This is a genomic window from Streptomyces sp. NPDC046303 (genome assembly GCF_055588085.1).
This window is the reverse complement of record NZ_JBVJFA010000019.1, coordinates 133,850-157,412: the sequence shown is the minus strand read 5'-3', so window position 1 is coordinate 157,412 and position 23,563 is coordinate 133,850. Positions and strand designations below refer to the sequence as shown.

Below are 23,563 nucleotides of genomic sequence, written 5' to 3'. Positions count from 1 at the left end.
GTGCTGTAGCGAGGGTTTCGAGATCTGTCGTCACAAACAGATCAACGAGACCCTCGCTTCATGCACCCGAGACTTCGGACTTACTCGTCTAGGGGGTGGGGACGGGCGTTCGCGCGTCGTCGGGGGTGCGGGCGCGGTCGCCGCGGTGGCGGACCCGTACGAGGACCCCGTACAGCAGCAGGGCCGCGGCGAGGCCGCCGCCCGCGCCGAAGCAGACGGTCGGGATGATGTCGAACGGGGTACGGATCCGGTCGAAGAAGGTGAAGAAGCGGATCACCCGCATCGTGACCCCGGCCGCCACGCACACCACGAGCAGGGCCAGCGCCCCGCAGATCTCGGCGCGGGTCAGCGCCGGCACGGACGCCGGGACCGGGGAGGGCGGCAGCCGGCGCAGGGCGGTCGCCGTGAACCACACGAGGGCGCCGGCGGCGATCGCCGAACTCCCGTACTGCAGCCAGGAGTAGAGGGGCAGCCCGAAGGCGACCGGCTCACCGAGCGCCGGCAGGGCGTTCGTGCCCCACCGGTCCAGGTGCGTGAAGCTGTCCCACACGACGTGCGTGAGGGAACCGGCGACCGCCGAGAGGTAGAACCACAGGCCGAGCGACAGCAGGGTGCGCCCCCGCCACCGCTCGCCGCGCACGAAGCAGTGGACACGGCCCCGCCAGGCGCGCGGCAGGAGCGCGATCAGCGGCTCGCGCAGCAGCAGCCAGAACGCCACGAGGGCGGCGGTGAGCACCGCGTCCACGGTGAGCACGCCCGGCAGCGAGTGCGTGAAGACGCCGTACGGCATGACCCCTTCGACGAGCGCGTCGGCGAAGTAGAAGGTGTCCGGAGCGAACGATCCGAGGACCAGCGCCGAGGCGACCAGCGGCCCCCGCGCCCGCCCCGTCCGCCGGACGGCCGGAAGGACGGCGGCCGCATGGCTGAGGGTGAACGGCATGGCACCTCTCCTCGATCTTGTCGGTGCGGTCCGGCCCAGTATGCGCGACCTGCACGGGACGTGGGGATGTGGTGAATTCCACCCCATCGTGCCTGCCCTGTGCAGGGAGTTGACGTAGGGTCACGCCGACGTCGAGGGGGAGGGGTCCGGCTCATGTCGGCTCGAATATTCGGACGCAGGCTGCGCAGGGGCGCGGCGGCAGCCCTGGTCTCCGCGCTGGTGGCCGCCGCGGTGACCGCCTCCCAGGGTCCGGCCGGCGGGCCCGCGGACGGGATCTCCGCGGCGGGGCAGGGCGGCGCACCACCCCTCCCGGACGCCGGAACCGGAGGGGACAGCTCCTACTTCACCGAACTCCCGCCGCCGGCCGGCCTCGAGCCGCCGGCCGTCGTACTGCCGGACGCGCAGCCGGCCCCCGCCGGGCAGGCGGCGGCCGAGGCCGTTCCCGAGGCCGTTCCCGCGATCGCGGACGCGCGGGCGGGCACGGGCAGTCAGGGGATACCCGCGAGCGTGCTCGCCGCGTACCTGCGGGCGGAGAAGACGGTGGGGGAGAGCGACCCCCGCTGCGGCCTGCGCTGGCAGCTGCTCGCGGCGATCGGCAAGGTCGAGTCCGGGCAGGCGCGCGGCGGCCGGGTCGACGCCTCGGGAACCACGCTGCGGCCGATCCTGGGCCCCGTCCTCGACGGCAACGGCTTCGCGAACATCCCGGACACGGACGGCGGGGCGTACGACGGGGACGCCCGGTACGACCGGGCGGTCGGGCCGATGCAGTTCATCCCCTCCACGTGGGCGGCCTGGGGCCAGGACGCGGACGGCGACGGGCGGCGCAACCCGAACAACGTGTACGACGCGGCCCTCGCGGCCGGCCGGTACCTGTGCGCGGGCACCCGGGACCTGCGGGTGGAGGCCGACCTGGACCGGGCGGTGCTCTCGTACAACCACTCCGCGGAGTACCTGCGGACGGTGCGGTCCTGGTTCGCGTACTACCTCAAGGGAACGCACGAGGTCGCGGACGCGGGAGGCGCGCCGGCGCCCGCACCCGCGACGACCCCGCCGCCGAGCCCGAAACCGAAGCCGACTCCCACCCCCACCCCCACTCCCATCCCGACGCCGACGCCGACGCCGACGCCGACGCCGGACCCGAAACCGACTCCCACCCCGACGCCGACGCCGACGCCGACCCCGACTCCCACGCCGAGCACTCCCACCCCGTCCCCCACACCGACCCCAACCCCCAGCCCCACTCCCACCCCCACCCCGAGCCCCACCCCCGCCCCGACTCCCGCCCCGACCGTTTCCCCGACGCGGACGCCGGCCCCGACTCCGACCCCGGCGGCCACCGCGACGGCGAAGCCCTCACCCGGGCCCTCCGCCCCGGCGGAAACGCCCTAGTCGAACGGTTCTCATCTCGCGTCCGCATTGCTACGGTGCCTCCGCCCTGACGCCCTATCAGATTCTGGAGGCCCGGCATGCGCGCATTCATCGCCGCCGCCAGCGGGCTCGTCCTCGCGGTGCTCCTCGTCCTCGCCGTCACGGCGCTCGGGGCGCCCGAAGGCAAGACCTCCCCCAAACCCCTGCTCACCACCGCGCCCCCCGCGCCCGGAAAGTAGAGGAGGGCCCGGCCATGCGACGCAGAGCGAGCCTTTTCCTGCTGGCCCTAGCCGTGTTCTGCGCGGCCCTCGCACCGCTGCTGCGCTGGTACGCGTACCCGCGGCTCGCCAAGATCCCGCCGAACCAGTACCAGGAGATGGTCCTGGAGGCGAAGGACGCGACCCTCCTCGACTACTTCAACGGCATGCAGCCCAAGAAGGTCGACAAGGTCACCATCGTCCAGACCCTCAAGGGCAACGTCGAGGCATCGAAGGAGATCGAGGCCAGCGCCGGCAAGGACGTCGTCGTCTGGGACACGCTGACGCACATCATCGACCCGGACGGGAAGATGGTCTCCCAGATCCCCGAGCGCTACATCTTCGACGCCCACACCCAGGACCCGGTGCACGCCACCGGCGAGATGGTCGACGGGGACCCGGTCACGCGCGAGGGCATCGAGTTCAAGTGGCCGTTCTTCACCGAGCCGCGCGACTACCTGTACTTCGACGCGCAGACCCGCACCTCCTCGCCGATCCACTACGTCGGCCCGCGCACGTACCGCGGCATGGACGTCTACTACTTCGAGCAGACCGTCCCCTGGACCAAGGTCGCCATGCCGAAGAAGATGCCGATCGAGGGCATCGACCCGGCGACGATCGAGGCGACCACCGGCACCACCCTCTGGTACACGACGAAGGCGATGTTCTGGGTCGACCCCGTGACCGGTGCCCCCGTCAACGCCGAGCAGGAGATCAAGCAGGAGATGCGCGGCGGGATCGCGGCGGGCGGCCCCGACGGCAAGCTCACCGCCTTCGCCGGGCACGTGAAGATGCGCGAGGACTACGCGAAGTACACCCTCGACCTGGTCGCCTCGAACCGTACGAAGGTCCTCGCGCTCCACACCTACGCCCCCATCGGCCTGGCGGCCGGCGGGCTGGCGCTCCTCGGACTGGCGCTGTGGCTGGAGGCGAGGAGCCGGCGCGGTCCGCGGGAGGAGCTCAGCGCCTGAGGCGGGCGTTGGTGTGACGGGTGGGCTCGGCGGTCGCGGGATCCTCCGGCCACGGGTGCTTGGGGTAGCGGCCGCGGAGCTCCGCGCGGACGGCCCGGTAGCCGCCCTGCCAGAACGAGGCCAGGTCGGCGGTGACGGCGGCGGCCCGTCCGGCGGGCGACAGCAGGTGGACGAGTACGGGCACCCCCGCCACCCGGGGCGTCTCGGCCAGCCCGAACACCTCCTGGAGCTTCACGGCCAGGACCGGCTGCCCGTGCTCGGCGGTGTAGTCCAGCCGGATCCGCGATCCGCTGGGCACCTCCAGCCGCTCCGGAGCCAGCTCGTCCAGCCGCGCGGCCTCCCCGGTCGCCCAGGGCAGGAGCCGGCCGAGTGCCTGCCCGGCGTCGATCCGCCCGAGGTCCGCGCGGCGCCGGGCCCGCGACAGCTCCGGCTCGAGCCAGTCGTCGGCGCGGTCCAGCAGGGCGCCGTCGTCCGCCACGTCGGGCCAGGCGCCGCCGAGGGTCCGGTGCAGGAAGCCCAGCCGGGCCCGCAGCCCTTCGGCGTCCGCGGACCAGCGGAGCAGGCCGAGGCCCTCGGTGCGGAGCCCTACGAGTAGAGCGGCCCGTACGAGGGCCCGGTCGGGCTCGCGCAGCGGCCGGGCGGCGAGCTCGATCGCCCCGAGGCGCTGCACGGCGCGGGCGACGACGTCCCCGCCCTCCCAGTGCACCTCTTCGTCGTCGGTCCGCAGATGGGCGGCCGCGGCCAGCGCGGTGTCCTCGTCGATGACGGCGGCCAGCCGGACGCGGGCGGAGGCGGAGTGCGGGGGCCTGTCGGCGACGGCCACGGCCAGCCAGGGCGCGCGGCGCAGCGGTGAGCCGTCCGGGAGCTCGGCCGCGGTGCCGTTGGCCATGAGGAAGGCCGTCTCCCCCTTGGCCCTGGCGACCCGCTCCGGGAACGCCAGGGCGGCGACGAGCCCGGCCGCGGCATCGTCACCGGGGCTCCGCCCCGCACCCCGCGCCTCAAACTCCCCCGGACTCCGTCCGGGGGTACCCCCAGGCGGGGCTGGATTTCGGCTGGTGCCGCCCGCTTGGTCAGCCTCGCCGGCGTTTGAGGCGCGGGGGTCCGGGGGCGGAGCCCCCGCAGGGTCCGGGGCGGAGCCCCGGGGCGAATCACCCCGCGCGGCGGACTCCAGGCGGCGGGCCTCCGCACGCCAGCGGCCGGCATAGGCGTCGCCGCCCCGGCGGGCCGCCCGCCAGGCCGCACCCAGGTCGTCCCCGTACTCCCGCGGCGGCTCCTCGCTCAGCAGCGCCACGACCTCCGCCGCCCGCCGCGGGCCGAGCGCCGCGGACCCGTCCAGCAGCGCACGCGCCAGCCGCGGGTGCAGCCCGACCCGGGCCATCCGCAGCCCCCGCGATGTCGGCCGCCCGGCCGCGTCCACCGCGCCGACGGCGACCAGCACCTCCCGCGCCGCGGCCATCGCCCCCGCGGGCGGCGGGTCCAGCAGCGCCAGGCCGGCCGCGTCCGGGTCGCCCCAGCACGCCGCCTGCAAGGCGAACTGCGCCAGGTCCGCGACGCGGATCTCCGGCGCCGGGAAGGCGGGGAGGCGGGTGTCCTCCGCCTCGGCCCAGCAGCGGTACACCGTGCCCGGCGCCTCACGCCCGGCCCGGCCCGCCCGCTGGCGCCCGGCCGCGCGGGAGGCCCGTACGGTCGCCAGCGCACCCAGCCCGCGCGCATGGTCCACGCGGGGTTCGCGGGCCAGCCCGGAGTCCACCACCACCCGCACCCCGGGCACGGTCAGGCTGGACTCGGCGACGGACGTCGCCAGGATCACCCGGCGGTGGTCCGAGGCGGTCAGCGCCGCGTCCTGCACCGCCGCCGGGGCCCGCCCGTGGACCTGGAGCACCTCCGCGTCCACACCCGCCAGCTGCCCGGCCACCCGGGCGATCTCCCCGACGCCGGGCAGGAAGCACAGGACATCGCCGGAACGTTCCGCCAGCGCCCGCCGGACCACCGAGGCCACGTGCGTCAGCTGCGCCGGATCCACCCGCATGCCGTGCGGCGGCCGCACCGGCCGGGCCGGAGGGGCCCAGACCGTCTCCACCGGATACGAGACCCCCGCGGCCTCCACCACCGGCGCACCGACGGCACCGACCGCGCCGCCCGCGCCGCCCCGGCCGAGGAGACGTGACCAGCCCGCCGCGTCGGTCGTCGCCGAAGCAGCGACCAGCCGGAGCTCCGGGCGCAGGGTTTCCCGTACGTCCAGCAGGAAGGCGGCGACCGTGTCGGCGTCCAGGTGCCGCTCGTGGCACTCGTCCAGGACCACCACGTCCACGCCCGACAGCTCCTGGTCCCTCTGGAGCCGCTGGAGCAGGACGCCCGTGGTGACCACCTCGACCACCGTGCCGGGGCCCGCCACCCGCTCCCCGCGCACCGTGAAGCCCACCGGGCCGCCGACGTCCTCGCCCAGCAGCCACGCCATCCGCCGGGCCGCCGCCCGGGCCGCGATGCGCCGCGGTTCGGCGACCACGACCCGCCGCCGGGGCCCGCCCCCCACCAGCCCCGCCAGGACCAGCGGCACCAGCGTGGTCTTGCCCGTGCCGGGCGGGGCGCAGAGCACGGCGGTGCCGTGGGCGTCCAGCGCCGAGACGAGCGCGGGAACGGCCTCCCGTACGGGGAGGGCGTCGAGGGCGGAGTGGCGCGGCCGGTGGGTCAACGGGTCAGTCCCTCTCGCACACGAAGATCGCCGTACCGGGGATCAGGTTGCCGCGCAGCGGGGACCAGCCGCCCCACTCCTGGCTGTTCCACTCGGGCCACTCCGGCTCGACCAGGTCGACCAGGCGGAAGCCGCCCGCGACCACGTCGCGGACCCGGTCGCCGATCGTGCGGTGGTGCTCGACGTACACGGCGCGGCCCTGCTCGTCCTGTTCCACGTACGGGGTGCGGTCGAAGTAGGAGGCGGCGACGGACAGCCCCTCGGGGCCGGGCTCGTCCGGGAAGGCCCAGCGGATGGGATGGGTGACGGAGAAGACCCAGCGGCCGCCGGGGCGCAGGACGCGGTGCACCTCGCGCATCACGTTCACCGGGTCGGCGACGAAGGGCACGGCCCCGTAGGCGGAGCAGGCCAGGTCGAAGGAGCCGTCGCGGAAGGGGAGCCTCCCGGCGTCGGCCTCCACCAGCAGGGTCCCCGGCACGTCCCCGCCGCCGATGCGCAGGGCGTGCTGGAGCTGGCGGTGGGAGAGGTCCAGGGCGACCGGGCGGGCGCCCTGCGCCGCGAGCCAGCGCGAGCACTGGGCGGCGCCGGCGCCGATCTCCAGGACGTCCTTGCCCTTGAGGGAGGAGGCGGGTCCGAGGAGGGCCGCGTCCGCCTCGTCGAGGCCCTCCGGGCCCCATACGAAGCGGTCGTCGCCGAGGAACGCGCCGTGCTCGCTCTGGTACTCGTCGGCGTTGCGGTCCCACCAGCCGCGGCTGGCCCGGCTGCTCTCCGCTTCCCCGGCGTCGCGCCGGGTGGCCTCGGCGTCGTCGGAGGCGTCACCGGGCTGCGGATCGGCGTCGTACGCGTCTTCGGGGGCGTAGTCCTCTTGGTTCATGGGGCCCGTCGTCGTAGTCTGCGAATGTCTGTGGACGTGAGTGGACGTGTGTCGGTGGACGTGCGGGGACGTCCGGGCACGTCCGGGGTGCCCGCGGCCGTCCGTGGCTCGCCGCGGAAAGTGGCAGGGAAATGTCATCGCGGCCTCCCCGCCCAGGAATTGTGCCGGATATACGGCGATCGGCCGGGGGTGTCCGCCTTCGCGCATTGACCGTGTCCGGCTGCCCCCGTATGCTACAAGTTGCGCTGCGAGCCTGTGCTCCTCAGACCTAGCAGGCTGCGCTTGCATCTGTTGATGTCCCCTCGGTTTTCGAGGCCCTCCCCGCTTCTGCGGTTTCAGGGGCTTCTTTGGCTGTCCGGCTTCTTCGGCAGGTGCCGATAAGGGCTCCCGGCGTAGCAGTACCTACGACTTTCTGTCCGTAACCGGAGCCCTTTCCCACATGACGAGCAGCACCGAGACCACCGCCACCACCCCGCAGGTTGCGGTCAACGACATCGGCGACGCGGACGCGTTCCTCGCAGCGATCGACGAGACGATCAAGTACTTCAACGATGGCGACATCGTCGACGGCGTCATCGTCAAGGTTGACCGGGACGAGGTTCTCCTCGACATCGGTTACAAGACCGAAGGCGTGATCCCGAGCCGTGAGCTCTCGATCAAGCACGATGTCGACCCGAACGAGGTCGTCAAGGTCGGCGACGAGATCGAGGCCCTGGTTCTCCAGAAGGAGGACAAGGAAGGTCGCCTGATCCTCTCGAAGAAGCGCGCTCAGTACGAGCGTGCCTGGGGCACCATCGAGAAGATCAAGGAAGAAGACGGCATCGTCACCGGTACCGTCATCGAGGTCGTCAAGGGTGGTCTCATCCTGGACATCGGCCTCCGCGGCTTCCTCCCCGCCTCCCTCGTCGAGATGCGTCGCGTCCGCGACCTCCAGCCCTACGTGGGCAAGGAGCTCGAGGCGAAGATCATCGAGCTGGACAAGAACCGCAACAACGTGGTCCTGTCCCGCCGTGCCTGGCTCGAGCAGACCCAGTCCGAGGTTCGCCAGACGTTCCTCACCACCCTGCAGAAGGGTCAGGTCCGCTCCGGCGTCGTTTCCTCGATCGTCAACTTCGGTGCCTTCGTGGACCTGGGCGGCGTCGACGGTCTCGTGCACGTCTCCGAGCTGTCCTGGAAGCACATCGACCACCCGTCCGAGGTCGTCGAGGTCGGTCAGGAAGTCACCGTCGAGGTCCTCGACGTCGACATGGACCGCGAGCGTGTCTCCCTGTCGCTGAAGGCGACGCAGGAAGACCCGTGGCAGCAGTTCGCCCGGACCCACCAGATCGGTCAGGTCGTCCCGGGTAAGGTCACCAAGCTGGTTCCGTTCGGTGCGTTCGTCCGCGTGGACGAGGGCATCGAGGGCCTGGTCCACATCTCCGAGCTGGCCGAGCGCCACGTGGAGATCCCGGAGCAGGTCGTCCAGGTCAACGACGAGATCTTCGTCAAGGTCATCGACATCGACCTCGAGCGTCGCCGGATCTCGCTGTCGCTGAAGCAGGCCAACGAGTCCTTCGGTGCCGACCCGGCGTCGGTCGAGTTCGACCCGACCCTGTACGGCATGGCCGCGTCCTACGACGACCAGGGCAACTACATCTACCCCGAGGGCTTCGACCCCGAGACCAACGACTGGCTCGAGGGCTACGAGAAGCAGCGCGAGGCCTGGGAGACCCAGTACGCCGAGGCGCAGCAGCGCTTCGAGCAGCACCAGGCCCAGGTCATCAAGAGCCGCGAGGCCGACGAGGCCGCTGCTGCCGAGGGCGCTGCCGCCCCGGCCGCCAGTGGCAACGCCGGTGCGGGCATCTCGGGTGGTTCGTACTCCTCGGAGTCGGACGAGACCTCCGGCGCCCTGGCCTCGGACGAGGCCCTGGCCGCGCTCCGCGAGAAGCTGGCCGGCGGCCAGAGCTGATCGCAGCGCGCACCACGCCTCCGGGCGTGAGCCGAGCTGGTTGAGCTGAACGGCAAGGCCCGTCCCCTTCGGGGGGCGGGCCTTGCCGCGTTTTCCCGGCGCCCGACGATCCGTCCCTCCCTGCGTCCCTCCGTCCCCCCGTCCATCCGTTGATCCGTTGATCCGTTGCGTTCGTGTGAAAGTGGCCAACTGGGGAATGGTGCAGCCTCCTTGCACGTTCTTGCAGAGAACGCTGCGAGGGAGGAGTGGTGACGGTGCTTGATCCACAGGGTTTGTACGAATGGGACGCCAAGGGCCTGGCGGTGGCCGACCTGGCGCTCGCCCAGGACTCGGCCGGGCTGGTCATGCTGTACCACTTCGAGGGGTACATCGACGCGGGTGAGGCGGGGGAGCAGATCGTCGAGCGGCTCCTGGACACCCTGCCCCACCAGGTGGTGGCGCGCTTCGACGCGGACCGGCTGGTGGACTACCGGGCCCGCCGCCCGCTGCTGACCTTCCAGCGCGACCACTGGACGGAGTTCGAGGAGCCGCGGCTGGAGGTCCGGCTCGTCCAGGACGCCACCGGAGCCCCCTTCCTGCTGCTCTCCGGCCCCGAGCCGGACGTCGAGTGGGAGCGGTTCACCGTGGCCGTGCGGCAGATCGTCGAGCGCCTCGGCGTACGGCTCTCCGTCAACTTCCACGGCATCCCCATGGGCGTCCCGCACACGCGGCCCGTCGGCATCACCCCCCACGGCAACCGCACCGACCTCATGCCGGGCCACCGCAGCCCCTTCGACGAGGCGCAGGTGCCGGGCAGCGCCGAGTCGCTGGTGGAGTTCCGCCTGGCCCAGGCCGGGCACGACGTGCTGGGCGTCGCCGCGCACGTACCGCACTACGTCGCCCGCTCCCCGTATCCGGACGCGGCGCTGACGGTGCTGGAGGCGATCACGGCGGCCACCGGGCTGGTCCTGCCGGCCGTGGCGCACGCCCTGCGCACGGAGGCGCACCGCACGCAGACGGAGATCGACCGGCAGATCCGCGAGGGCGACGAGGAGCTGGTCGGCCTGGTGCGGGGGCTGGAGCACCAGTACGACGCGGCCGCCGGAGCCGAGACCCGGGGGAACATGATCGCCGAGCCCGCGGAGATCCCGTCCGCGGACGAGATCGGGCGCGAGTTCGAGCGGTTCCTCGCCGAGCGCGAGGGCGAGAACTGACCGCAGCGGGCTCTGGGGGTGCCGGGGGCGGCGCGACCTGTGGACCTTTCCGGTCGCGGCACTAGGCTGAGGACCATGCTGAAAGTGGGCCTGACGGGCGGAATCGGTGCCGGCAAGAGCGAGGTCTCGCGGCTGCTGGCGGGGTACGGGGCGGTCATCGTGGATGCCGACCGCATCGCGCGGGAAGTCGTCGAGCCCGGTACGCCGGGGCTCGCGGCCGTCGTCGCGGCCTTCGGGGAGACGGTACTGACGCCCGAGGGGGCACTGGACCGGCCGAAGCTCGGCTCGATCGTGTTCGCCGACCCGGTGAAGCTCCAGACCCTGAACGCGGTCGTGCACCCGCTGGTCGGGGCCCGGTCGGCCGAGCTGGAGGCCGCCGCGGGGGCCGGCGCGATCGTGGTGCACGACGTACCACTGCTCACGGAGAACGGCCTGGCGCCGCTGTACGACCTGGTCGTCGTGGTGGACGCGGCGCCGCAGACGCAGCTGGCGCGGCTGACCGCGCTGCGCGGGATGGCCGAGGAGGAGGCGCGGGCCAGGATGGCCGCGCAGGCCACGCGGGAGCAGCGGCTCGCGGTGGCGGACCTGGTGATCGACAACGACGGGCCGCTGGACGCGCTGGAGCCGCAGGTCCGCACGGTGTGGGCGGAGCTCACCGCGCGTGCGGCGGAGCCGGCCCGAGCGGCGGAATAGCGGGCCCGGGGCGGGGCGTTGAACGCGCCCGTAGAGGGAAGGAACCGATCGTGTCCGACACCACGCCGCAGTCCTCGTCTTCGTCCTCGCCCTCGTCGGCGAGCCCGGAGACCCACGTCATCGACTACCGGGCCGCCGAGCAGCTTCTGGCCGCACGCGACCCGCGGGGCGCGGTGAAGCTGCTCGACTCGGTGATAGCCGCCCACCCCGAGAACACGGCGGCCCGGCTGCTGCGCGCCCGGGCCTTCTTCGCCGCCGCCCAACTGCGCCCGGCGGAGCTGGAGTTCGAGCTGGTGCTGGAACGGGAACCGGACAACGCCTTCGCCCACTTCGCGCTGGCCCGCACTCATGAGCGCTCGGGCCGGCCCGAGCAGGCGCGCAAGCACTTCCGGCTGGCCGCCGCCCTCGACCCGCAGCCCGAGTACCTGGAAGCGGCCCGCTTCGAGCAGTAGCCGCCGGCCCCGTCACGGCTGGTGCCGCGGAGGCTCGTACGGGGGGACGTCGGGGCCGGGCTGGTAGTGCGGGCCCTGGCGGATGTGGCGCAGGACCACCGCCAGGTCCACGGCCGCCAGCAGCGCCACCACCCCGCAGGCCGCCGCCCATCCGGGACGGCCCGCCAGCGTGAACGCGGCCGTCCCGGCGGCGGCCCAGATCAGCCCCCACAGGCTCAGCCAGAACCGCAGCCGCAGCGGACTGCGGGCGGTCGCCGGCTCGTTCCCTGAACGCATGGTCATCGCCTCACGTCCATGGTGCCACTGCGGCGGACGGGCCGGCCGCTCCCGGGGACGGCTACGGGTTGAGCTTGTTCACGGCCCTGGTGGTCGTCTTCTTGAAGTCGGCGACGGGGGCGTCGGTCAGGTGGCCCATCTGACCCCACTGCACGACGGTCACCGTGGAACCGTCGCGTCCGATGCCGTAGAGGTGCACGCCCGGCTCGGATTCGGGAATCGAGGTGTGCACCCCGTAGACGTGCGCACCCTCCTCGACGGAAAGCTTCCCGTAGTCCTCCCAGGAGGCGGTGCCGCCCGGAGTCGTGCGCAGCCAGTCCGCGGCGCAGGCGGCGACCTTGCGTTCCAGGGTGGTGGCCAGCTTCGCGGCGGCCGTGGCCGAGGAGGCCCGGACGGAGATCTGCAGGGCGCCCGTGTCGAACTCCGTGCCGAACGTCCGGTGCCAGCTGCCCTGTGCCGGGAGCACACCGTCCAGACAGAACGGCGCGAACTCGGGGAGCCCCGGGGTGACCTGGCCGGTGTACCAGGGCGAGGTGGGGTGCGGCGGCAGGTCGGTGCCGTTGATGAACCCGGGCGCGGTGGCCGCCGTGGCCGTGGCAGTGGCCGAAGCGGTCAGGGCGAGCGCGGCGGCTGCCGCGAGGGCTGCGAAGGCGGTGCCGGTGGCGGAGCGTCGGAACATGGTCGGTTCTCCCCGTTTCCTTCGGTGTGGCGGCGCGGTGCGTACGGTGCTGCGCCGCCGTGTGTGAACAGCGTTCCCCGCGGCCGGGGTGTCGGGCGACGGACTGCGGCACATTCGGGACACTGGAATGGCCGTACGTGCTGTCACCTGGGGGAACACCTCCTGCATGGAACGGAGTCGCGGGACGGGGGAACGCCGTGGGCGAGGCGGAGCGGTCGGGCGGGCCAGAGCGGTCGGGCGAGGCGGAGACGTTCGCGCGGCTGATGCGGGAGCTGAAGGAGCGGGCCGGGCTGAGTTACGGGGCGCTGGCGCGCACGCTGCACACGAGTACGTCGACCCTGCACCGGTACTGCAACGGAGACGCCGTGCCGACGGAGTTCGCGGCGGTGGACCGCTTCGCCCGGGCCTGCGGGGCCACGCCCGGGGAGGCCGTGGACCTGCACCGGGCGTGGCTGCTGGCGGACGCGCGCAGGCGGGAGGCGGCCAGGAGCCCGGGGCCGGGGGCGGAGCGGGAAACCCCGACGCCGGCTGCGGCCACGACCGTGCCTGCGTCCGCGCCTGCGTTCATGCCCGCGCCCGTGCCGACGGAGGCCGTCCCTGTGCGGCTGCCCTGGTACCGGCGGCGGGCGGCCGCCGTGCTGGCCGCCGGGGCCGCGGCGGGTGCGGTGGCCGTGGCGGTGCTGGCGGCGTCCCTGCCCGAGCGCGGCGGCACGCCGCCGGGCGCGGCCACGGGACCGGGGACGAGGACCGGGGGGACCACCGCGCCGGCCTCCTCCACAGCCCCTTCCGCCACCCCCTCCGCCGCTCCCTCCGCCGCCCCCTCCGCGGCTCCGCTCACCGCGGCGGTGCGGTCGCACGTCTGGGCCCACGGCTGCGATCACGCCTACCTGGCCGAGCCGGGCCCCGCTGAGGTACCCCCGCCGCCCGTGGAGGCGGACGCCCCCGCCTGGGCCGCGGCGCAGCGCGCCGTGCACGCCGGGACGCAGATCGTGGAGGTCACCCTGCACGGCACGGGCACCGGCAGCGTGGTCCTGGAGGACCTGGAGGTACGGGTCACCGACCGGCGCACCCCGCCGGCCTGGAACCTCTACCAGATGTCCCAGGGCTGCGGCGGGGCGCTCACCCCGGCGGCCTTCGCGGTGAACCTGGACGCGCCGCGCCCCGTCCTGCGGCCCGTCGCCGGCCACGACTCCGGAGGCGACACCGGGACCGTCCTGCCCGCCCCCGCCTTCCCGCTGCGCGTCTCGGCGTCCGAGCCGGTCGTCCTGCGCGTCGAAGCCGCCACCACGGGGTGCGACTGCGACTGGTCGCTGGACCTGCGCTGGACCGCGCCCTCCGGCTCCGGCACCCTGCGCATCGACGACAACGGGCGCCCCCTGCGCACCAGCGCGGCCACCGGCCGTCCCGTGTACGGCTACGCCGCGGAACAGGGCCGCTGGGCACGCTGAGCGGTGGCGGCGCACCCCTCGTATGCCCAGGTCAGCGGTGTTGTCAGTGGCCGCACCTACACTCGGTGGCAGACAGTGGAGACCGTGGAGACCGTGGAGACCGGGCAGACCGGGCAGACCGGGGAGAGGGGCCGCGCCGATGACATCGCGCGCACTGCTGCGCCACGCGGCCGTCTTCCTGCCCGCCCCGGTCCCCCGCGAGGGGCGCGTCGTGTTCTGGGCCCCCGACGGCGACCCCCTGCCCGAAGCGGGTACGGCCACGACGCTGACCGTGGTCCGCCCGCACGGCGACGGGGTCCGCAGCCGGACGGTGCCCGCCGCTGCCCTCTCCGTCACCGCCGCACTGCCCCTGCTCGCCCAGGCACCGCGCAGCCCCGCGGCACACCCCGCCACCCGCGCCTGGGGCACCGCCGCCGTCCAGGCGCTGACGCTGGTCGCCCGCGGCCGGCTGCTCCCCGGGCTCACCCCCGAGGGCATCGACGCCTGGCGCGCCGGGCCGCTCGAGGCCGCCGATGTCGACCACCTGCGCGCGGTGGCCGCCGCGCTGCCGTACGAGGGGTACGCGACGCCCCTCGCCGGCCGGCGCCCGATGCACCTGCCCGAACCGGAAGCGCTGGTCCGCGCCTTCCTCGACGCCGTCGCCGACAGCCTCCCCCGTACCCCGGCCGCGGCCGTGGCCGCCGGAGGGCCGTTCGCCGCCCGGGAGCCACAGCACGTGCCCGGGATAAAGGACTGGGCCGCGCAGGTCGCGGCGGGCGCGGACACCGGCGTCGGGATCTCGCTCCGCCTCGACCTGTCCTCCTTCCGCCTCTTCGACGAGGCCGAACCCGAGGACGTGCGGCGCGCCGGGGCCGCCGTGGTCCAAGTGCACAGCCTCGCCGACCCGACCCTGGTCACCGATGCCGGCCACCTGTGGGCGGGCACGGCCGCCCACGCCTTCGGCCCCCGGGCGCGGATCGACGCCGTGCTCGCGCTGCGCCGGGCCGCGCGGGTGTGGCCGCCGCTGCTGCGCCTGCTCGACCAGCCGGTGCCCGACGCGCTGGCCCTGTCGGACCCGGAGCTCGAAGACCTGCTGGGCACCGCCGCGAACCGGCTGGCCGCCGCCGGAGTCCTGGTCCACTGGCCCCGGGAGCTGGCCCGTACGCTCTCGGCGACCGCCGTCGTACGGTCCACCGCGCCCGGCTCCGCGACCGACGGCACCGCCTTCTTCGACGCCGAGCACCTCTTCGCCTTCTCCTGGGAGCTGGCGCTGGGCGGCGACCGCCTCACCCCGGGGGAGATGGACGCCCTCGCGCAGGCCCACCGGCCGGTGGTGCGGCTGCGGGACCAGTGGGTGCGGGTGGATCCGGAGCTGGTGCGCAAGGCCCGCAAGCGGGAGCTCGGCCTGCTGGACCCGGTCGACGCGCTGGCGACCGTACTCTCGGGTACCGCCGACATCGACGGGGAGCCCGTCGAAGCGGTGCCGGTGGGGGCGCTGGCCGCCCTGCGGGAGCGGCTGACGGGGGAGCTGGCCCCGCTGCCGCAGCCGGCGTCGCTCAAGGCCACCCTGCGCGACTACCAGGCCCGCGGCCTGGCCTGGCTGGACCTGATGACCTCCCTCGGCCTCGGCGGCTGCCTCGCCGACGACATGGGCCTGGGCAAGACCGTCACCCTGATCGCCCTGCACCTGCACCGCGACCGCCCCGAGCCGACCCTCGTCATCTGTCCCGCGTCCCTGCTGGGCAACTGGCAGCGGGAGATCGAGAAGTTCGCCCCCGGCACGCCCGTGCGCCGCTTCCACGGCGGCAGCCGCCACCTCGCCGACCTCGCCGGGGGCTTCGTCCTCACCACGTACGGGACGATGCGCGCCAGTGCCGCCCTGCTCGCCGGGCAGAGCTGGGGCATGGTCGTCGCCGATGAGGCCCAGCACGTCAAGAACCCGCATTCGGCGACCGCCAAGGCCTTGCGGACGATCCCGGCGCCGGCCCGGGTGGCCCTGACGGGCACCCCGGTGGAGAACAACCTCTCCGAGCTGTGGGCGCTGCTCGACTGGACGACGCCGGGGCTGCTGGGCCCGCTCACCGCCTTCCGGGCCCGCCATGCCCGCCCGGTGGAGCACCAGCAGGAGGAGGACGGCGGCAACGAGGCGGCGGTGGCCCGGCTCGCCGCGCTCGTCCGCCCGTTCCTGCTGCGCCGCAAGAAGTCCGACCCGGGGATCGCGCCCGAACTGCCGCCGAAGACGCAGACCGACCACCCCGTCTCCCTGACCCGTGAACAGGCCTCCCTGTACCAGGCCGCGGTGGAGGAGGCGATGGCCGTCATCGGGTCGAGCGAGGGCATGGAGCGGCGCGGCATGATCATGAAGCTGCTGGCCTCGCTCAAGCAGATCTGCAACCACCCGGCGCAGTACCTGAAGGAGGTCGAGCCCCGGATCCCGCACCGCTCCGGCAAGCTGGCGCTGCTGGACGAGCTGCTGGACACGATCCTGGCCGAGGACGGCTCGGTGCTGGTCTTCACCCAGTACGTGACGATGGCCCGGCTCATCGAGCGGCACCTCGCGGCCCGGGGCATCTCCCACCAGCTGCTGCACGGCGGGACACCGGTGCAGCGCCGCGAGGAGCTCGTCGACCGCTTCCAGGCGGGCGAAGTCCCGGTCTTCCTGCTGTCGTTGAAGGCCGCGGGAACCGGCCTGAACCTCACCCGGGCCGGGCACGTCATCCACTTCGACCGCTGGTGGAACCCGGCCGTCGAGGAGCAGGCCACCGACCGCGCCTACCGGATCGGGCAGACCCAGCCCGTCCAGGTGCACCGGATCATCGCCGAGGGCACCGTCGAGGACCGGATCGCCGACATGCTGGAGGCCAAGCGGGCCCTGGCCGATGCCGTCCTCGGCTCCGGCGAGTCGGCGCTGACCGAGCTGACCGACCGGGAGCTGGCCGACCTCGTCTCCCTGCGGAGGCCCGCATGATCACCGCACGGGACGACCGCCGCCGCACCTTCGAGACCGTGCCCGCCGGGGCCCGGGCGGTCAGCTGGTGGGGCCGGGCCTGGGTGTCGGCGCTGGAGGAGGCCTCCCGCGACGCGGCCCGGCTGGCCCGCGGCCATGCGTACGCCGCCGAAGGCCACGTCGACGCCGTCACCGTCACGCCCGGCCACATCGTGGCGTACGTACGGGGCAGCCGGCCGCGCCCCTACCGCACCGAGCTGGCACTGCCCCCCTTCACCGACGCGGAGTGGGACGAGCTGCTCGAGGAGGTCGCGGGCGATCCCGCAGCGCTCGCCGCCCTGCTGGAGCGGGAGGTTCCGCAGTCGCTGGCGGGGACGGTGCTGCCCGGTGCGGGCGAGCTCCTTCCCCGCTGCTCCTGCCCGGACGTCGCGCGTCCGCCGTGCAAGCACGCGGCGGCCCTCTGCTACCGGGCGGCCCGGCTGCTCGACGAGGACCCGTTCGTCCTGCTGCTCCTGCGCGGCCGCGGCGAGCGGGAACTCCTCGACGAGCTGACCCGGCGCAACGCCGCCCACGCCGCGCGCGAACAGCCCGACACCTCACCCGACTTCCCCGGCGTCCCCGCCAAGGCGGCGCTCGCCCGCACCGCCCTGCCGCTGCTGCCCGCGCCGCTCGCCGCCCCCGCCGCCGCGGGCCCCCCGCCCGCCTGCCCGGCCGACCCGGCGGCCCCCGACCCGCTCGCCTTGGACCAGCTCGCCTCCGATGCGGCGGCCCGCGCCCTCAGCATCCTCACCACCACCGAGGACCCGATAGCCGGGCTCGACCTGTGGCAGGACGCCGTCCGGCTGGCCTCCGCGCACGCCACGGCCGGGCTCACCGGAGCGGCCCGTACCCTCTACCGGGAGCTCGCCCGCGCAACCGGCCGCACCACCACCGACCTCGCCCGGGGCGCCGCGGCCTGGCGACAGGGCGGCCGCCCCGCCCTCGCCGCCCTCGAAGAGCCCTGGGACCCGCCGGCCGGCCCCTTCGACCGGGCCCGCCCGGCGCTCCTCGCCGCCGCCCAGGGCTCCTTCCGGCCCGACCGCAATCGCCTCACGTCCGGCACCCGCCAGATCCGCCTCGGGCGCGACGGACTCTGGTACGCCTACGAGTCCCGCCCGGACGACACCGACTGGTGGCCCACGGGCCGCCCCTCCCCGGACCCGGTCACGGCGCTCACGCGGCCGGCAGGCGCATGAGCGGGTTCGAGGAACGGACTCGGACCGGTCGTGCCGGATCCGAGGAATGATCAATCTCCGCGTGTCCTCCGGTGGTTGGTGGTAGAAGCGTCGAAGAGGCCGCCCCCGTGCCGGGGCGGCCTCTTCTGACCCCTGCCGCGGAGGTAGCCCCCAGATGCACGGCCGCACGGCGCATGCCGACGCCACCCACGGAAGCACCGACCCCGGCCAGGAGAAGCTGAGGGCCGTCCTGGAGGGCTGGCGGGAGTCCCTGATCGACCTCGGCGGCCGCAATCGCCTGCTGAACTTCCGGCACACGCGGTCCCTCACCCTGGAGATCACGGAGCCCGGGTTCGCACCCCTGCTCGGCGGGCTGAGCCGGGGCTGGGACTTCGCGCCCGTCCGGGACCGGGCCGAGGAGGACGAAGGCGAAGGCGAGCACGAGCGCGAGGACGGGGCCGGGGCCGGGGCCGGGGTCGGGATCGGGGTCGGGGCCGGGGCCGGCGGCCTCGTGACGCAGAAGCCGACGCAGGCAGCGCTCGACGGCGCCTTGCGGCAGCTGAGGCAGAAGGCGAACCAGACCTACAACGACTTCGGCCTCTGGGTGCTCTGGCTCGGAGTCGGCATGCTGCGGTGGCGCGAGGAGGGGGCGCACGCGACCAGCTCGGCGCCGCTGGTGCTCGTCCCGGTGGAACTCGTACGCGACCGTGCCGGCAGGATCCGGCTGCACAAGGCCGAGGCGCAGGACGCCCTGCACAACCCCGCCCTCGCCGTGAAACTCGCCCAGCTCGGCGTCGATTGGACGGCCGTCGCGGACACCGACTGCCTGGACCCCGACCGGGTGCTGGCCGAGGCGCGGTCCGCCGCCGCGGGACAGGCCGGCTGGGAGGTGCGCGAGAGCGTCGTACTGGCCACTTTCGCCGCGCACAAGGAGGCGATGTACCAGGACCTCAAGGAGAACGAGGCGGCGATCCTCGCCCACCCGCTGATCAGGGCGATCGGGCTCGGGCCGGAGGCCGGACTCCCCGACGACCTGATCGGCTTCGAACCGCCCGCACCGGACCGCATCGACGAGGTACAACTGCCGGAGCGCACCCCGCTGGTGCTGGACGCCGACGCCTCGCAGCGCCAGTGCATCGCGGCGGCCACGGCGCACAGGTCGTTCGTCATGAGCGGGCCGCCCGGCACCGGCAAGAGCCAGACGATCACCAACATGATCGCGGCGCTGATGCACTCCGGGCGCACCGTGCTGTTCGTCAGCGAGAAGGCAGCCGCCCTCGACGTCGTACGCAACCGGCTGGCGGACGTCGGACTCGGCGACTTCGTGCTCGCCCTGCACAGCGGCGACACCGGCAAGAAGGCCGTCGCACAGGAGCTGGACCGGGCCCTGACCACCGAAGTACGGGCCTCGGGCGCGGCCGAGCACGAACTCGACGAGGCGCGCCGGCTGCGCGAGCAGCTGTCCGCCCACGCGGCTGCCATGAACGAGGAGCGGCAGCCGCTCGGCCGCTCACTGCACTCCGTGCTCGGGCGGCTCGCACGGCTCGACCAGGAGGCGGTCCCGCACCTGACCCTCACCCCGGGGGCCGGAGACGTCACCGCAACGCTCAGTGCCGCCGCCCTCGCAGAAGTCCTGGCCGCCGCCCGCGCGGTGGCCAGGTCATGGCGCCCGCTCGCGGAGGGCGAGGCCTTCGCCTGGCGCGGCCTGCGCGACCCCGAGACCGCGGCAGGAGGCTCGGCGGCCACGGCCCTGGCCGAAGCGGTCGACGCGCTGCGGTCGCTGCGGTCGGTGGCGGAGCGCAGGCCCCTGGTGTCGGCGATGCCCGTCGCACAGACCGTACGGGACATCAGGCGGCTCGCGGACGAGCTGTCCGCCGGACTCCCGGACCGGAGCCCCGGCCCGGGCAGCGGTACGCCGCCCGAGGACCGGTCCGACCTTGCCGCGCGGCTCGCGGAGGACTTCGGACGGGAGGAGCCGGGGAACATCGCGGCCGTGCTGGCGCTGGTCGAGCTCGCCGCGCTGAGCGAGGCGGCGCACCGGCCGCCGGCCCACTGGTTCGACGCGGGGCAGCTGCGGAAGGCGCATGCGGCGGTCGACGGGATCCGGGCCGCCGTCGCAGCGGCGCACGCGGCACGCGCGGCGGCGCAGGACCTGTTCGGGCCGCAGGTCCTGGAGTGCGCCGAACTGCCCGACCTCGTACGCCGGTTCGCGCAGGACCACCGGAAGCTGACGGCCCGGCTGACGGGGCGGTACCGGGCGGACCGTGCCGCCGTGACCGCGCTGACGGTGGGCGGATCCTGGAACGGAACGGTCAGGGCGCGGCTCGGCGAGGCACTCGCCTGGCAGCAGGCCCACGAGCGCGTGCGGGGGCTCGTCGCCGAGCACGCCGCACTGCTCGGGCCCTACGTACCGGGCCGGGACAGCGGGTTCGGGCCGGTCGACGAAGCCCTGGCGCACGCGGACCGGATCGGCGAGCTCACGCGGGACGCCGCTCGTCCGGACCGGCTGCGGCTGCCGGAGCTGCTCGCGCACGACGCGCAGCCGCACCACTGCGCGCTGCGCGCCAAGGTGATCCGGGCGGCCCTCGCCGACTGGTGCGACGCGGTGCACCTGCGGACCGAGCGGTGGGGTGCGGCCTCGGCGGCCTTCGCGGCGATGTTCGACGACGCACGCCGGCTGGAGCTGCTTCCCGCGCTGAGCGGCACGACGGCGGAGGCGGCCGAGGCCCTCGCGGCCCTGGAGGAGGACGCGTCCGGACCGGCGCAGTGGCAGGCGTACCGGAGCGGGCTCCGGGTCCTGGCGGCCCGCGGACTCGACGACCTCGTCCCACGTGCCGCGGAGCGGGGCATTCCCGCGGAGGTCTTCCCGGCGGTGGTCGAACGCGCCGTCCTCCAGTTGTGGGCCGACACCCTCCTCGCCTCCGATGCCCGGCTGCGGACGGCGGGCGCCGCGGAACTGGACGCGCGGGTGGAGAGCTTCCGCGAAGCCGACCGGATGCTGGTGGCCGCCGCGGCCGGCGCCGTGGTCGCGGCCTGCAACAGCCGCAGGCCGAGGGCGTTCGGCGGGGGCGGCGCGGCCGTCATCCGGCGCGAGGCCGAGAAGAAGGCGCGGCACATGCCCGTACGCGACCTCCTGGGGCGGGCCAGGGAGGTCGTCCAAGCGGTCAAGCCCTGTTTCATGATGAACCCGCTGTCCGTCAGCCAGTACCTGCCGGCCGACTACCGCTTCGACGTGGTGATCTTCGACGAGGCCTCGCAGGTCCGGCCCGGAGACGCGGTCAACTGCATCTACCGGGGCCGCTCGCTGGTCGTCGCCGGCGATGAGAAGCAGCTCCCGCCCACGGCCTTCTTCGACTCGGCGGTCGGCGACGAGGCGGACGAGTACGACGAGGACGTGCCCGACTCCTTCGAATCCCTGCTGCACGCCTGCAAGGCCGGCGCCCTGCGCGAACTGCCGCTGCGCTGGCACTACCGCAGTCGCCACGAGGACCTGATCACCTTCAGCAACAGGGAGTTCTACCAGAACGGCATGGTGACCTTCCCCGGGGCGGTGGAGAGCGGCCCGGACATCGGCGTCGCGTTCTTCCGGGCCGACGGCGTCTACGACAAGGGCGGACGCCGCGACAACCGGCGCGAGGCCCAGGAAGTGGCACGGCGCGTGCTGCACCACTTCGACACCCGGCCGGGCCGCAGCCTGGGCGTGGTGGCCCTGTCGCAGGCCCAGGCGAGCACGATCGACGAGTGCGTGCAGCAGGCCAGGCTGGCCCGTCCGGACCTGGACCACTGCTTCACCGAGGACCGGCTCGACGGGTTCTTCGTCAAGAACCTGGAATCGGTCCAGGGCGACGAGCGCGACGTCATGATCATGTCGCTGGGCTACGGCCCGGACGAGCGCGGGGTCCTCGGCCTGGGCTTCGGCCCCCTCAACAGGGAAGGCGGCTGGCGGCGGCTGAACGTGGCCGTGACCCGTGCGCGCCAACGGGTGGAAGTGGTCGCCTCCTTCCACGGCGGGCAGCTCAAGGACAGCGCGAACCCCAGCGTCCAGTACCTCAAGCGCTATCTGGAGTACGCGGAGAACGGGCCCGCGGCCCTGGCCCGGGACCGCGTGGCCGCCGGCGCGGAACCGGACAGCCCCTTCGAGGAGTCCGTGCTGGAGGTGCTGCGCGGCTGGGGTTACGCGGTCCAGCCGCAGGTCGGTGTGTCGGGCTACCGCATCGACCTGGGGCTCCGGCACCCCGCGGCGCCGGGATCGTACGCACTCGGCATCGAGTGCGACGGAGCGATGTACCACTCCTCGCGGGCGGCGAGGGACCGGGACCGGCTTCGCCAGCAGGTCCTGGAAGGACTCGGCTGGACCCTGCACCGGATCTGGGGAACCGACTGGTACCGCAACCGTGCCGGGGCGGAGGCCCGGCTGAAGGCGGCGGTGGAGGCCGCGACCGCCCGCGATCCCTTCGCGCGGCCGGCCGCCCCCGTACCGCCCCCGGTTCCGGTTCCGGCACCGCGGCGTCCGGAACCGGAACGCGTGCGGGTCCTGGGGGACGAGGCGCCCGAGCGCGACTGGAGCCGCCCGTACGAGGTGGCGGTCGTGCACGTGCCCACGGGCGCGGAGCTCCACACCCCCGAGGCGCGGGCGGCGCTGCGCACGGCGCTGGCCCGGATCGTGGAGGTGGAAGGGCCGGTCCACGAGGACCTGCTGGTGCAGCGGGTGCGGGAGCTGTGGGGGGTGAAGAGGGCCGGCAGCCGGATCCGGGACAACGTGCTGCTCGTGGTGCGGGACCTGGTCCGGCGGCGGGTCGTGGAGTACGGCGACGGCTTCGCCGACGTGCCCGGCCGGAGCCTCGTCGGGGCGCGGACGGCGGTGGACGGCTGCAACCGGAAGGTCACCCACGTGGCACCGGCGGAGCGGCAGACGGCTCTGGCCGCGCTGGCCGCCGAGTGTCCGGGCATGTCGACCGACGAACTCATGCGGCAGGGGCGGGAGTTCTTCGGATGGAAGCGGATGGGCGACGACATCCGCGGCGCGCTGGAGTCGGATGTCGCCGCCCTGGTGTCACAGGGGCGGGTGCGGCGGGAGGACGGACGGATCAGCGCGTCACGTCGCGGGCCCAACGGCTGAGGGTGGTGAAGTCACGGTCCCGCAGGCCGTGGCGGGGGCGGATGCGCAGCAGGAGGGCCGGGGCGGGGTGGTGGGCGGCGACCCAGGCGCGGTCGCGGGGGTTGATCATGTCGTCGACCCAGGCGAAGGGGCGTCCCGCCGCCCAGGCGACGAGGGGGCGCGTCTTCCACGAGAGGCCGTCGGGGTCCTTGGCGAAGAGTTCCGGCCATTCGATGACAGGAAGATCACCGGGAAGTCCTATGTGCGGGGAGATCATCGTGTTGGCCTGGTGCGTCCAGGCCGTGGCCCACGTGAGCTGGAACGGCAGGGCCAGCAGCCGGCCGCCGTGGGAGGGGTGCAGGCGGACCCGTGCCCCGCGCCGGGCGCTGCGGGAGTCCGGGTCCTGGTAGGAGAGCCAGACGTCCGGTCGCATCCGGTGGCTCCGGTATCCGCGCAGGCCCGCGAAGGGGGACCGGAAGGGGTTGAGCGGGCCGTCCACGTCGAGGAGGAGCAGCGGGCGATCAGTCATGAAGT

The 23,563-nt window shown here is 74.2% G+C and carries 17 protein-coding genes; 11 read left to right on the top strand and 6 right to left on the bottom strand.

Annotated features, from left to right (window positions below; translation table 11 throughout):
* Window positions 1–88: 88 nt before the first annotated feature.
* Entirely contained in the window at window positions 89–940 is an 852-nt protein-coding gene (locus tag ACZ6I1_RS21420) for a DUF4184 family protein (protein ID WP_469289410.1), read from the bottom strand.
* 153 nt (window positions 941–1,093) lie between these two features.
* Between ACZ6I1_RS21420 and ACZ6I1_RS21415 the strand changes: the two genes are divergently transcribed.
* The 3 genes from ACZ6I1_RS21415 (at window position 1,094) to pgfA (ending at window position 3,536) form a co-directional block, all read left to right on the top strand.
* Window positions 1,094–2,329, top strand: coding sequence for a lytic transglycosylase domain-containing protein (locus tag ACZ6I1_RS21415; protein WP_469289408.1), 1,236 nt, complete (start codon window positions 1,094–1,096; stop codon window positions 2,327–2,329).
* 77 nt (window positions 2,330–2,406) lie between these two features.
* The gene (locus tag ACZ6I1_RS21410) at window positions 2,407–2,547 is read left to right on the top strand and encodes an SPW_0924 family protein (protein ID WP_361751780.1); all 141 of its coding nucleotides are present in this window, start codon (window positions 2,407–2,409) and stop codon (window positions 2,545–2,547) included.
* A 14-nt stretch (window positions 2,548–2,561) separates the two neighbouring features.
* Window positions 2,562–3,536 (top strand): cell envelope lipid trafficking protein PgfA, encoded by a 975-nt coding sequence (gene pgfA / locus ACZ6I1_RS21405; protein ID WP_469289406.1) that lies wholly within the window; start codon window positions 2,562–2,564, stop codon window positions 3,534–3,536.
* Here pgfA and ACZ6I1_RS21400 read toward each other — a convergent pair.
* A complete protein-coding gene (locus ACZ6I1_RS21400; protein ID WP_469289404.1) occupies window positions 3,526–6,228 on the bottom strand; it encodes an ATP-dependent RNA helicase in 2,703 nt (900 codons plus the stop codon). The genes pgfA and ACZ6I1_RS21400 overlap by 11 nt on opposite strands.
* Before the next feature lie 4 nt (window positions 6,229–6,232).
* The gene (locus ACZ6I1_RS21395; protein WP_469289402.1) at window positions 6,233–7,102 is read right to left on the bottom strand and encodes a class I SAM-dependent methyltransferase; all 870 of its coding nucleotides are present in this window, start codon (window positions 7,100–7,102) and stop codon (window positions 6,233–6,235) included.
* A gap of 439 nt (window positions 7,103–7,541) precedes the next feature.
* On the opposite strand from ACZ6I1_RS21395, the gene rpsA reads away from it, so the two are divergent.
* The 4 genes from rpsA to ACZ6I1_RS21375 all read left to right on the top strand — a co-directional run bounded on the left by rpsA (window position 7,542) and on the right by ACZ6I1_RS21375 (window position 11,388).
* Complete coding sequence (gene rpsA / locus ACZ6I1_RS21390) at window positions 7,542–9,050, top strand: 30S ribosomal protein S1 (RefSeq protein ID WP_362815093.1); 1,509 nt, start codon at window positions 7,542–7,544, stop codon at window positions 9,048–9,050.
* A 254-nt stretch (window positions 9,051–9,304) separates the two neighbouring features.
* Entirely contained in the window at window positions 9,305–10,243 is a 939-nt protein-coding gene (locus tag ACZ6I1_RS21385; protein WP_469289400.1) for a PAC2 family protein, read from the top strand.
* Between the two features lie 75 nt (window positions 10,244–10,318).
* Window positions 10,319–10,936, top strand: a complete 618-nt coding sequence (gene coaE, locus ACZ6I1_RS21380) for a dephospho-CoA kinase (protein WP_469289398.1) — start codon at window positions 10,319–10,321, stop codon at window positions 10,934–10,936.
* 50 nt (window positions 10,937–10,986) lie between these two features.
* Window positions 10,987–11,388: a tetratricopeptide repeat protein gene (locus tag ACZ6I1_RS21375; RefSeq protein WP_446593656.1), complete on the top strand. Its 402-nt coding sequence runs from the start codon at window positions 10,987–10,989 to the stop codon at window positions 11,386–11,388.
* Window positions 11,389–11,400: 12 nt separating this feature from the next.
* Here the strand turns inward: ACZ6I1_RS21375 and ACZ6I1_RS21370 are convergent, their stop codons facing one another.
* A complete protein-coding gene (locus tag ACZ6I1_RS21370; protein ID WP_469289424.1) occupies window positions 11,401–11,664 on the bottom strand; it encodes a DUF6343 family protein in 264 nt (87 codons plus the stop codon).
* A gap of 61 nt (window positions 11,665–11,725) precedes the next feature.
* The gene (locus tag ACZ6I1_RS21365) at window positions 11,726–12,343 is read right to left on the bottom strand and encodes a hypothetical protein (protein ID WP_469289395.1); all 618 of its coding nucleotides are present in this window, start codon (window positions 12,341–12,343) and stop codon (window positions 11,726–11,728) included.
* 197 nt (window positions 12,344–12,540) lie between these two features.
* On the opposite strand from ACZ6I1_RS21365, the gene ACZ6I1_RS21360 reads away from it, so the two are divergent.
* From ACZ6I1_RS21360 to ACZ6I1_RS21345, 4 genes are all read left to right on the top strand, one after another.
* Window positions 12,541–13,791: a helix-turn-helix domain-containing protein gene (locus ACZ6I1_RS21360; RefSeq protein ID WP_469289393.1), complete on the top strand. Its 1,251-nt coding sequence runs from the start codon at window positions 12,541–12,543 to the stop codon at window positions 13,789–13,791.
* Between the two features lie 139 nt (window positions 13,792–13,930).
* Window positions 13,931–16,738 (top strand): DEAD/DEAH box helicase, encoded by a 2,808-nt coding sequence (locus ACZ6I1_RS21355; protein ID WP_469289391.1) that lies wholly within the window; start codon window positions 13,931–13,933, stop codon window positions 16,736–16,738.
* Window positions 16,735–17,952, top strand: a complete 1,218-nt coding sequence (locus ACZ6I1_RS21350; protein WP_469289389.1) for an SWIM zinc finger family protein — start codon at window positions 16,735–16,737, stop codon at window positions 17,950–17,952. Before ACZ6I1_RS21355 ends, ACZ6I1_RS21350 begins: the two co-directional genes overlap by 4 nt.
* A 154-nt stretch (window positions 17,953–18,106) precedes the next feature.
* Entirely contained in the window at window positions 18,107–23,050 is a 4,944-nt protein-coding gene (locus ACZ6I1_RS21345; protein WP_469289386.1) for a DUF3320 domain-containing protein, read from the top strand.
* Here ACZ6I1_RS21345 and ACZ6I1_RS21340 read toward each other — a convergent pair.
* Window positions 23,019–23,558, bottom strand: coding sequence for a hypothetical protein (locus tag ACZ6I1_RS21340; RefSeq protein WP_469289385.1), 540 nt, complete (start codon window positions 23,556–23,558; stop codon window positions 23,019–23,021). The two genes, ACZ6I1_RS21345 and ACZ6I1_RS21340, sit on opposite strands and share 32 nt — an antisense overlap.
* Between the last annotated feature and the right edge of the window lie 5 nt (window positions 23,559–23,563).